This is a genomic window from Bradyrhizobium barranii subsp. apii, assembly GCF_011516635.5.
Taxonomy (GTDB): domain Bacteria; phylum Pseudomonadota; class Alphaproteobacteria; order Rhizobiales; family Xanthobacteraceae; genus Bradyrhizobium; species Bradyrhizobium barranii.
On the sequence record NZ_CP096255.1, the window covers coordinates 2,077,952 to 2,089,519 of the forward strand.

Annotated in this window: 9 protein-coding genes and 1 pseudogene; 8 read left to right on the top strand and 2 right to left on the bottom strand. The window is 59.5% G+C overall.

What is annotated here, in order from left to right:
* Positions 1-21: 21 nt before the first annotated feature.
* Positions 22-309, bottom strand: a complete 288-nt coding sequence (locus HAP41_RS09955; protein WP_166106103.1) for a PilZ domain-containing protein — start codon at positions 307-309, stop codon at positions 22-24.
* A 191-nt stretch (positions 310-500) separates the two neighbouring features.
* Between HAP41_RS09955 and HAP41_RS09960 the strand changes: the two genes are divergently transcribed.
* The 3 genes and pseudogenes from HAP41_RS09960 (at position 501) to HAP41_RS09970 (ending at position 3,787) form a co-directional block, all read left to right on the top strand.
* On the top strand, positions 501-716 hold the full coding sequence (locus HAP41_RS09960; RefSeq protein WP_166102966.1) for a hypothetical protein: 216 nt from the start codon (positions 501-503) through the stop codon (positions 714-716).
* A gap of 756 nt (positions 717-1,472) precedes the next feature.
* Positions 1,473-2,308: pseudogene (locus HAP41_RS09965) on the top strand (IS5 family transposase).
* A 204-nt stretch (positions 2,309-2,512) separates the two neighbouring features.
* Positions 2,513-3,787 carry an IS256 family transposase gene (locus HAP41_RS09970; RefSeq protein WP_166064748.1) on the top strand — a complete coding sequence of 425 codons (1,275 nt, stop codon included), beginning with the start codon at positions 2,513-2,515 and terminating at the stop codon, positions 3,785-3,787.
* A 3-nt stretch (positions 3,788-3,790) separates the two neighbouring features.
* On the opposite strand, the gene HAP41_RS09975 is transcribed toward HAP41_RS09970, so the two are convergent.
* The gene (locus HAP41_RS09975) at positions 3,791-4,216 is read right to left on the bottom strand and encodes a hypothetical protein (protein ID WP_166102961.1); all 426 of its coding nucleotides are present in this window, start codon (positions 4,214-4,216) and stop codon (positions 3,791-3,793) included.
* A gap of 781 nt (positions 4,217-4,997) precedes the next feature.
* On the opposite strand from HAP41_RS09975, the gene HAP41_RS09980 reads away from it, so the two are divergent.
* From HAP41_RS09980 to HAP41_RS10000, 5 genes are all read left to right on the top strand, one after another.
* Entirely contained in the window at positions 4,998-7,568 is a 2,571-nt protein-coding gene (locus HAP41_RS09980) for an ATP-binding protein (protein WP_166102958.1), read from the top strand.
* A gap of 426 nt (positions 7,569-7,994) precedes the next feature.
* Entirely contained in the window at positions 7,995-9,341 is a 1,347-nt protein-coding gene (locus HAP41_RS09985) for an ABC transporter substrate-binding protein (protein ID WP_166102954.1), read from the top strand.
* A gap of 103 nt (positions 9,342-9,444) precedes the next feature.
* A complete protein-coding gene (locus HAP41_RS09990) occupies positions 9,445-10,404 on the top strand; it encodes a carbohydrate ABC transporter permease (protein ID WP_166102951.1) in 960 nt (319 codons plus the stop codon).
* Positions 10,401-11,354, top strand: a complete 954-nt coding sequence (locus HAP41_RS09995) for a carbohydrate ABC transporter permease (protein ID WP_028150087.1) — start codon at positions 10,401-10,403, stop codon at positions 11,352-11,354. Before HAP41_RS09990 ends, HAP41_RS09995 begins: the two co-directional genes overlap by 4 nt.
* Positions 11,351-11,563, top strand: coding sequence for a hypothetical protein (locus tag HAP41_RS10000; protein WP_166102948.1), 213 nt, complete (start codon positions 11,351-11,353; stop codon positions 11,561-11,563). The genes HAP41_RS09995 and HAP41_RS10000 overlap by 4 nt, the downstream gene beginning before the upstream one ends.
* Positions 11,564-11,568 lie beyond the last annotated feature (5 nt).

An 11,568-nucleotide genomic window follows, 5' to 3' on the forward strand; every position in this document is an offset into this window, starting at 1 on the left:
GCTCCATGTTTTGCATGGCGCTCACGACGCAGACTTCCTCTTATCGTGGATGAAATGCACGCCAGCGGCTGGTCCATCCAACCAGACCGACTGACAGCGACGAAATGCGAGGCCCGTTGACGATAGAACTAGGAAGAACTTTCGCGAGGTTAGGACGTCAGTCGAGCCCTCAACCTCTAGCTTTGCCCCCGTTACTGAAATGTCTTTGAGAACGCAGACTCGGCTCCAAGTGCCATCCACAGCCATCAAGTTGACGGCGTGCTGATGGGCAAATTGAACACGGTCCGATTTTCTTCGACCAAAGGCCATGCGCGGCAAAAAAATAGAAGTATGAAATATCTGACGTAGAGCGTGTGCCCCAATGATTAACAAGAGTTAGCGATTCGCGCTTTGCAGCTCGACTAATCGCTAGCGAAAATTGGCGAACTTCAGTGAGACAGTGCGTGCCGCCAAAAACGGTCGGAGCCATCGCATCCTCTGGCGGAGCCAGGAGGCGAACGATGCGATCAGTCATTGCCATTGTTGTAGCGGTGGGGGCGTCCTCGCCTGTGTTCGCCCTGACGCAGGGGGAGATTGAGGCCAAGCTACCTGCCGCGGGCTATTCGCAGATTCAGGAGGTCCCGAGCGGCAAGATCAAGACCTACCGAGCAATCAAGGAGGGTACGGAGCGGTCGCTCATCGTCGACAGCACCGGCCACATCAAGGAGCTTCGGTAGCGCTCTCGCTGGGTGGCCAGTGTTCGGTCAGGGACGCTGCCGAATACTCGCGCCAGGCGGCCCGCCTACCATTTGTATCGGTTCACCTGCCGCACGGTCCAGCGGCGGGTGTGGCCTAGCGAGGCCTACCGTTCCGGGAGCTGCGTCGTTGCTGGCCGTACGAGTATCGAGGCGCTCTGACGTGATTGCCGATCCAATGGCGATGGCCAGAGCGATAGCAGATAGGAGTAAAGCTGCTCGATTCGGGTCCATCATTAGACCTCCGCGAAACGGCTCCATAGTGCCGGGATAACGCCGATCTGGTGATTTGGTTCTTAGGTTCGCCCACAAAGGTATCCGAACAACACTCGCGCAATTACGTGTTGGTCGGATAGCGAGGCACAACGATAACGATTGATCAAAAGTCGGAAGCGGTTTTGTGGGTCGACCGCGCAACAGTGTTGCACCGATTTGGAGTTCAGCGATGAGAGACGTACCGCATCCAACAATCACGACCCGTCGCTCGCTGCGTCTTTCGACCGCTGCCCTTGTCGTTACGACGGCTGACGCGCCCGCAGACGGTCATCTTCGGAGAGCGGGGAATATTCGAGGGAGTACATCGCCGTTACGAGGCCATCGCGCGCCTTCTCGCCCCACTGACCAACCGTAGGGCTGAGGAGGTCGATCCGTCTTAGTGTCTGTTCCAAAACATGTTGAGTCGAATGAATCGGTTGTGATTCAAGGTGAGCGGCCTGATTCGATGGGGACGCGCCGCCAATGTGGACTACCGAGAACCGTGCACGCTACGACCGCAGCCGCCTGCGCTATCCGAGCGACTTGACCGACGAGGAGTGGGCGCTGATCGCGCCTCGCATCCCGCCGGCCAAGCGCGGCGGCAACAAGCGTACGGTGGACCTGCGCGAGATTGCCAACGGGCTGATGTACATCCTGAGCACAGGTTGCCAGTGGCGCGCGATCCCCAAGGACCTGCCGCCGCGCTCGACGCTGTATGGCTACTTCGATCTGTGGAGCTGGAACGGCACGCTCGATAAAATTCATCACGCCCTCTATGTCGAATGTCGCGAAAGGGCCGAGCGCGAGGCTTCTCCCACCGCCGCCATCATCGATAGCCAGAGCGTGAAAAGCGCTGAAAAAGGGGGCCTCATGATCTCCATGGCTACGACGCGGGCAAGAAGATCAAGGGCAAGAAGCGGCACATTCTCGTCGACACGCAAGGCCTCTTGATGCACGCCATCGTGCATGCGGCGGACATCCAGGATCGCGACGGCGGCGTGCTCCTGATGGCAACGTTGTTCGGCCTCTATCCCTTTCTTCTGAAGCTCTACGCCGACGGCGGATATCAAGGGCCACATTTCCAGAAGGGGCTGCGTAGCGCTCTGAAGCGCGTGAACCTCGAAATCGTCAAACGCTCCGATCAGGCTCACCGTTTCGTCGTCTTGCCCAAACGCTGGATCGTCGAGCGTACCTTTGCCTGGCTCGGGCGATGCCGAAGACTGTCCAAAGATTGGGAATGCTTCAATCACAGGGCGCTCGCCTTTCTCAAGCTGGCCTCCATCCGACTCATGCTGCGAAAGCTATGCAATCCAAGGTAATCTTTCCGGACAGACTCTTAGACCGAACCGATCTAAGATTCCGCCGACTTAAGCCGATCGTTTGCGATGGTTCTTGCGGTGTTTGCCTTGGGGGCGCCCGTGCGAGGGGATGTCCCGGGTTCTGTTGAATTTCTGAAGAGGTCGGCGTTGCCCACCTTGAGCCGGTAGGCTCGGGGTGCTGATTCCACAAAGGAGAGCAACGCCATGACGAGAGATATCACACCGGCTGGTTGGCCGGCGACCGGGGCTGTGGAGAAATCATTTGCGGAAGTGCGAGCGAGCTTCGATCGGTTCTGCCTTGCGGCAGGAATCGAGGCGCTCGGCACGATGATGGAGGCGGATGTGACAGCGGCCTGCGGGCCGCGCCACGGTCGTGATGCGGCGCGGCGGGCGCACCGTTGGGGCCGAACGCGGGGGCGGATCGGTTTCCACGGCGGCAAGATCGAGGTCGATCGCCCGCGGGTCCGGGGCATGGACGGCCGCGAGGTCACGATCCCGAGCTGGGAAACGGCGGCGCAGGAGGACTGGCTCGGTCGCTGGGCGATGAACCTGATGCTGATCAATGTGTCGACGCGCCGGTTCGGCCGCGCCGTCCGGCTGCCCGAGGGTGACGTGCCGGCACCGCCCGGATCGGGGATTTCGAAGTCGGCGGCCTCGCGGAGGTTCGTGGCTCTGTCGGCGGCGCGGCTGGCCGACTTCATGGCTGCCGATCTGTCCGCGCTCGACCTTCTGGTGGTCCAAATCGACGGGCTGCATCTCGACGACGATCTCGTGCTGGTGGCCGCGATCGGGGTTGACGGCGAAGGCAACAAGCATCCGCTGGCGCTGGTGGAAGGGGCGACCGAGAATGCAGCAACGGTTCAGGCCCTGCTGGACAACCTGGTCTCGCGCGGGCTCGACCCGACGGTGCCAAGACTGTTCATCGCCGACGGCGCGAAGGCGTTGTCGAAGGCGATCCGCCGCACCTTCGGTTCGGCCGCTGCGATCCAGCGCTGCCAGATCCACAAGGCGCGCAACATCATGGAACGCCTGCCGAAAGAGCATCATGCGGCCACCCGCCGGGTGCTGCGCCAGGCCTGGGAGCTCGATGACGCCGACAAGGCTGAAAAATTGATCCGCAATCTCGCGCGTCGACTCGACCAGCAATGGCCCGGCGTTGCGGCCAGTATCCTCGAAGGCCTCGACGAAATCCTGACTGTCGTCCGGTTGAAGTTGCCGAAGGAGCTTCGCCGATCGCTCGCCTGTACCAATATCGCCGAGAACATGATGGGCACCATTCGCCGCGTCACGCGCAACGTTAAACGCTGGCGGGATGCCGGTATGGCCTTGCGATGGGTCGCGGCCGGTATGATCGAGGCCAACAAGGGCTTCCGACGATTGAAGGCGCATAAGCAATTGTCGGTTCTGCGTGCGGCCCTTCAAGCTCACCACGATCGCATGACAATCAAGTCCGTTGCCCACGTCACGAGGGCTGCGTAATATTCATTCCGGCAACGTCGACCCGACGTAGTTCAACAGCGATCGGGACATCCCCCCGTGCGATCGCTCCAGTACTTTCGGCAGAGAAGCCGCCGCTGGCGGAGCTATTGGCGAGGCTTGCTCGACCTCAACCGGCTCGGCTGGGTCGGGGGGCCGTATGGCTGGCGTTGCACCCAAGGCAGCCTCCTCGAGTTTGGCAAGGAAGTCGCGTCCTTGGTTCGTGATAGTCCATGCGCCGCGTTCACGAGTGATGAGTCCTTGGCTGAACGCATCAAGATCCGGCGCAAGTTCCGCGAGACGCTTCATACGCAACGTCCATTCAGGGCCGCTCGTATAGAAAACCGCGAGATGCAGCTTGATAAGCTCAAGGTTTCCCCGGCCGTCTGGCTGCCCTGCCAAAATCTTCAATATGGAAAGCTGAAAACTCACGCGCGCCACTCGAACGCAACGACTCAATCCTTACAATCTATCGGTTCTGGCCAACGGCTCATAGATCGGCCGTCAAGCTTCTCGCGGAGATGCTTGCTCGGTAAGCCTAACCGCCAAGGTTAATCGTGCCTGGAGGGTCAAAGGCAGACTTCGACAAGATAAAGGCGCTTGTAACGGAACCGATCCAGGTGGCCCCTTCCGTTACCGAAACACATCCGCCGATTCGTTAGACCATAACTCCATCACCGCCAGCTTTTCCAGGATGGTTGGGCCATGAAGTACCGGCGCTTGCCGGTATCGCTGGCGTGGTCCAGATCGGATCTGTGATCGCCTGGCATTTCATGAGCGATGATGAGCAAGGCGATGCTTTAAGCAAAGTAGGTTTGGTCTTACCGACGCAATACTCCGACGCCGCGGCGCGATCGCGCCCGACGCATTCGAACCGTCGTGCCACAGGTCGAAGTTACATCCGAGTTGCCGTTGGTCTTGGCAGATAGATGCGCGATGCCCGCTCAAAAAAAACAGTACCAAGATTGTCGATTTTGGCTGTACCACCGCGCGATGTCATGGCGCTCGCGAGTAGGGCGGGATTGCAGGGGCGAACATGCAGCATGTGTCATTTGAATGCGGGTGCGGATGAAGCTTGCGCCGCCGCGCATGTTCAACGAGCGGTCACTCGTGGTTCTCACGATCGTGATTGGAATAACGAACGCCTATAAGCGTATGGCCATTGGGATTGAAATGCACAGCAAGCTCCAGGACGATTTGAATACGGCAGAGAATGACCATCTTGTCGCGCCTGTTGGCGCTTGTCGCAGTCGCGTTATTGCCCGCTATCTCGATTCAGGCGTACAACGAAGTTAACCTTCGACGCGCGCGCCAGGTGGACGTACAGAATCAGGCGCTCGGTCTCGCTAAGCTCGCCGCCGAACAGCAGCAACAGATCGTTCAGGGCATTCGGCAGGTCCTGATTGCGCTGTCCGAACTCCCTGCGATAAAGGCGAAAGATAGCAAGGGGTGCAATGCGGCGATGGCAGGGATGAGGTCCCGGTTTCCGGCTTTCCTCACTTTCGTCGCTACCGATCTGAGTGGCCAGCCCTTCTGCGATACAAACACGGATCGCAAGCCGGTGAATGTCTCCGGGCGTCCCTACTTTGCGGACGCGTTGAAGACGGGCGCGTTTACGGTGGGACAATTCTCGATCGGTCTGTCCGTCGATCGGAAACTCATTCAGTTCGCGCTGCCTTTCTACGGAGATGATGGTCAGCCAGGGGGCGTCATCATTGCGCCTCTCGGCCTGGACTGGTTAGCGGACTACATCGCGCGCGCGGGTGTTCCGGCGGGAGACGCGCTGGCCATCACGGATCGCAACGGCACCTACCTTGCCCGCTATCCGGACAATGACCGATTTGTCGGTAAGAAATTGGTTCGCGCTGGTGATGAGAGGCAGTATGGCGACGGTCTCGCAGCCGACCTGGTTGATGTCGACGGCGTCGAGAGGATCGTGGGTTTCTCGGCTCTCGGGCCCGATTCCGGGGGACTTCGCGTCAGCTTCGGCCTCGACAAGGCGAACGCCTTTGCCGAGATCCAGAGCCGGACCCGACACGACATCTTCCTCATCGCCCTCAGCGCCATGATGGTGCTGGGCCTGACGCTGCTCGGCGCCCGGCAATTCATCCATCGGCCGCTCGGGCTATTAGTTGACGCCGCGAATCGATGGCGCCTCGGCGACTATGCTCGCCGGGTGAACATCCGCGGCAGTTCTGAAATCGCAGGCGTAGCCGGCGCCTTCAACACCATGGCCGATGCGCTGGATCGCCGCGAGCAGGAATTGTCCGATGCAAAAGAGAAGGCCGAGGACGCCGCGGCCCGGCTTACGATGCTCTTCGAAAGCACGACAGACAGCGTCGTGATCGTCGACCACGATTGGCGGATCAGCTTCTTCAACCAGAGGGCCTGGTCTCAGATCGCTCAGGGGCGTGATCTGATTGGAATGCACCTGCAGGCGTCGCTTCTGGATGCCCGCGATACGGGAATCGTCGAGCAGCTTCGGGAAGTCATGTCGAACCGCCGTCCGGTTTCGTTCGAAGCGCACTGTCCTCGTCGTGCCGCATGGTATGCGATCAACGCGTTTCCTTCTGGCGAAGGGATCGCGATCTTCTTTCGAGACGTCACCGAGCAAAAGCATGCTGTGGAGGCGCGCCAGCGCATCGAAGAGCAGCTTCATCAGAGCCAGAAGATGGAGTCCGTCGGACAGCTCACGGGCGGTGTTGCCCATGACTTCAACAACCTGCTTGCCGTCGTTTCGGGAAACCTTGATCTCATCGAGCGCGCGGCAAATGACGGCAAGATCCGGCGCTTCGCCGCGACTGCGCGGCGTGCCGCCGACCGGGGGGCGAAGCTCACCGCACAGCTCCTCGCTTTCTCTCGACGGCAAAAGCTCAACCCTAAACTGATCAATGCCAACGAGCTGATCTCCAACTTCCAGGGGCTCGTCCGTCAGGCGGTCGGCGCAGAATGCGAGGTCAGGCTGAAGATCGACGAGCGATTGTGGCTCTGTCAGGTGGATCCATCCCTGCTGGAGACTGCCCTTCTCAATCTAGCGCTGAACGGCCGCGATGCGATGCCGGGCGGCGGAGTGCTCGAGATCGAGGCGCGGAACGTCGTTCTGGATGGGGAAGCCGTCGCTGGATGTCCGGCCGGATCATATGTGAGGCTGTCCGTCTCGGATACGGGGCAGGGGATGTCTCCCGAGGTGCGAGACCGGATTTTCGAGCCCTTCTTCACTACCAAGGAAGTTGGCAAGGGCACTGGCCTCGGTCTCAGCATGGTGTATGGCTTTGTCCGGCAATCCGGTGGCTATATTTCAGTCGAAAGTGCCCCTAACGCCGGCACCACGATCTCACTGTACCTGCCGAGAGCCAATCAGGAGGCTCGCGACGAGGTGGAAACCGAACAGACCCGGGCTATGCCGGGAGGCTCCGAGCGAATTCTTTTGGTCGAGGACAATGAAGATCTGTTGGAAGTCGTGTCTGCAATGCTGACGAGCTTTGGCTATCGGATTCGCCTTGCTCACAACGGTACCGAAGCCATCCGAATTCTCGACAGCGATCAGGGGTTCGATCTTCTGTTCAGCGATGTCGTCATGCCGAATGGTCCCAATGGCGTCGAGCTTGCTCGCGAAGCAAAGCGGCGGAACAGCAGGATCAAGATATTACTTACGTCGGGCTACGTGGGAGACGTGCTCGCGCGTCACGGGGCGACAGACGAGTTCCCGATTATTCACAAGCCCTTTGGCGTGGCCGAACTCGCTCAACGTCTGCATTCTCTTCTTCAGAAAGAAGATAGTTAGTTAGGCAGGCACGAAGCCAGACGGCATCGCCGTCCATAGCGACAATGCGTATTCGTCTCTAGAGCCAGCCATCTCGCGGTTCTTGCAGATCAGGTCGAGGCAGCCGTGCGCGAACGCAAAGTCCCTGATGTAACTTAAGGTGGCGCAGATCGCATAGCCAGCACCGGTTGAGCGCATGGTCGCTGCCTCAATTTCGCGAGGGGCACCATGACCGAGCGACTTAAGAGCGTGCTTGCAATGTTTAGTATATAGTGTTTCACTAAACAAATCGAGCTTGGCTGAATCCCTAAGAATCCAGGCAGGCGCGAGGAAACGTCCGTTTAGTCGTTCAGCCCGTGAAGGACTGTATCGCTCTGCTCGAAGCATTCGAGCGGGTTGGAGAGTCGCGCCATGTCGATGGCCGGCCCCACTGGGAGGGAAAGCGTTATGAAACAGACAGTAAAGGCGCTTCTTACTACGTTCGGAGTTCTCGCATCCGCGCTCGGTGTCGGAGTGGGGACTACTCCTGCGCATGCGCAGGCCAAGACCATCACGCTGTGCTGGGCCGCGTGGGATCCTGCCAACGCCCTGGTCGAACTGTCGAAGGATTTCACCGCCAAGACCGGCGTCGGCATGAAGTTCGAGTTCGTGCCGTGGACCAACTATGCCGACCGCTTCCTGAACGAGCTCAATTCGCATGGCTCGCTGTGCGATCTCATCATCGGGGATTCGCAATGGATCGGGGGCGCCGCCGAGAACGGTCAGTACGTCAAGCTCAACGATTTCTTCACAAAGGAAGGAATCAGCATGGACGACTACATGCCGGCGACAGTGGTCGGCTATTCCGAGTGGCCGAAGAACAGCCCGAACTATTGGGCGCTGCCCGCCATGGGTGACGCGGTGGGCTGGACCTATCGCAAAGACTGGTTTGCGCGGCCTGAGATCCAGGCCGATTTCAAGGCCAAGTACGGCCGCGATCTCGCCGTGCCGAAGACGCTCGATGAACTGCGCGACATCGCAAAATTCTTCCAGGGCCGCGAGATCGACGGCAAGAAGGTCTATGGCGCTTCGATCTATACCGAGCGGGGCTCGGAAGGCATCACCATGGGCGTGTCGAACTACCTCTATGATTACGGCTTCCAGTATCAGGATCCGAAGAAGCCGTATTCAATGGACGGGTTCGTCAACTCGCCCGGCGCCGTGAAGGGGCTCGAGGCCTACAAGGAGCTCTACAAGTGCTGTACGCCCCCCGGAGCATCCAACTCCTACATGTCCGAAGGGCTTGATGCGTTCAAGTCGGGGCAAGTCGCGCTGCAGATGAACTTCTTCGCCTTCTTCCCGGGCCTCTACAAAGATCCGAACGTCGGTGGGGACAGGATCGGCTTCTTCAGCAATCCCGCCGGCCCCGCGACCCGGGCGACGCAGCTCGGTGGGCAGGGCATCTCGGTCGTTTCTTACTCCAAGAACCAGGCCGAGGCGCTGCAATATATCAAATGGTTCTCCGGTGGAGATGTGCAGAAGAAGTGGTGGGCGCTGGGCGGCTATTCCTGCGCCAAGTCAGTGTTGAACGATCCGGGCTTCCCGAACAGCGCGCCGTTTGCCGGCGAGTTTTTGAAGTCGATGGGAATGGTCGTCGACTTCTGGGCCGAGCCTTCCTATGCCCAACTCCTGCAAGCCGAACAGAAGCGCGTGCATGACTACGTGGTGGCGGACAAGGGCACGGCGCAGGAAGCGCTCGATGGCCTGGTAAAGGACTGGAAGGCGATCTTCAAGGAAGAAGGCAAGAAGTTCTAGGGCAAACGCCTGGAGCGCACGCCGAGCGCGCTCCAGGCTCTCTTCGGTAGAACCCGCAGGCGTCGCATAGTCGACCATCGCGACGCCAGGATTGACCAGGGCCATGAACGATTTGAGCACTTCGTCGCAGATCACCTACCGGGCCGTCCCGATCCGACCAGGCGTGATACGTCGTATCCGCGGCCTTTCGGACCAGGCGCTCGCATGGCTCTTCATCACACCGACGATCGTGCTGCTGCTGGCGATCAATATCTTCCCGCTGGTATGGACGATCTACCTGTCATTTACCAACTACCGCGCCAATCGGCCGAACGCGCCGACGCTATGGCTGGGGACCGATTGGTACCAGTCGATCCTGGCCGATCCGGATATCTGGGCGGCAATGCAGGTCACGGCGCATTTCGTGGTTTGGACCGTGCTGATCGAGACTGTGCTCGGATTCGGCCTTGCGTTCCTGATCGACAAGAAATTCCGTGGCCATGGCCTGTGGACCACGATCATTCTGTTGCCGATGATGCTCTCACCAGCGGTTGTCGGCAATTTCTGGACCTTCCTCTATCAGCCGCAGATCGGGCTGTTCAACTACGTGGTCGCCTTCTTCACGGGGCGCGGCGCTTCGTCGTTCCAGATGCTGGGAGACGTGACCCTCAGCCCGTGGGCCATCGTCATCGTCGACGCCTGGATGTGGACGCCTTACGTGATGCTGATTTGCCTGGCGGGGCTGCGGTCGATCCCGGATTACATTTATGAGGCGGCGGAGGTCGACCGCGCGTCGAATTGGCGGCAGTTCTGGTCGATCACGCTGCCGATGGCTCTGCCGTTCATCATGCTCGCGGTGCTCTTTCGCGGGATCGAGAATTTCAAGATGTTCGACATGGTCAACCTCCTGACCGGAGGAGGGCCGGGCTCGACCACGGAAGTCGCTTCGATCACACTGAAGCGCGCGGCCTTTGAGAGTTGGCGAACCGGCTATTCCTCGGCCTTCGCGATCATTCTGTTCGTGACAGTGTTTGGCCTTGCCAACATCTACGTCAAGGCGCTGAACCGGGTGAAAAGCAGATGAGCGCCTCAAATGCAGCCCACTCAGTTGTCGAACCGTCGACTGGTACTCGCCGCTTTGCCGGCCTGCTCGTCATACTCTATGCCATCATAACGATGGTTCCGCTGATATGGATCGTGCTCACCTCGTTCAAGTCGCCTGACGATGCGATCTCCTATCCGCCGAAGGTCCTCTTCAAGCCCTCCCTTGAAGGCTATTGCAATGTCTTCACAACACGCTCGCGTCAGACTCAGGAGTTTATCCAGACGCTGGGGCCGCCGCAGGGGCTTTGTGACAACATCGCGCGCAGCCGCAACATGGTTGTCGCCGGGCCGTCGAACTACGTGCCGCGCTTCATCAACTCGCTGATCATCGCCTTTGGCTCGACGGTGCTTGCCGTCGCGCTCGGTACGCTCTCGGCTTATGGTTTTTCGCGCTTCCGCGTGCCTCTCAAGGACGACCTCCTGTTCTTCATTCTGTCGACCAGAATGATGCCGCCAATCGCGGTCGCGATCCCGATCTACCTGATGTACCGGACCGTCGGGCTATCGGATACCCGTCTCGGGATGATCCTGCTCTACACGTCGGTGAACGTCTCGCTCGCCGTCTGGCTACTCAAGGGCTTCATCGACGAAATCCCGCGTGAATACGAAGAAGCGGCAATGATCGATGGCTATACGCGCTTTCAGGCGTTCGTGAAGGTGGTTCTACCGCAGGCGACGACGGGGATCGCGGCGACGGCGATTTTCTGCCTTATTTTTGCGTGGAACGAATACGCCTTTGCTGTGCTTCTGACCTCTGGCAACGCTCAGACCGCGCCCCCATTCATTCCGATCATCATTGGCGAAGGCGGCCAGGATTGGCCGGCCGTAGCCGCCGGCACGACGATCTTTCTTGTGCCGATCGTCGTGTTCACGGTGCTGCTTCGCAAGCATCTTCTGCGCGGGATTACCTTTGGGGCCGTTCGCAAATGAACCTTGATGTGAACACGTCAACGCCGAACGTTAGCCTGACGAGCAGAATGTTGCGGCGCGGTCCGCTGGAGGCCATCGCGACGGCGATCATTGCCGCAGGCGTGGTCATGCTGATGCAGCCGTTTTTTCTAACGCTTTATTCCTGGTCTTTCGCGGTCACTCTCTTTGGGACGGTGATGTTCATGATCGTCTCGAAGGTCCGGGAGTAGCGCTC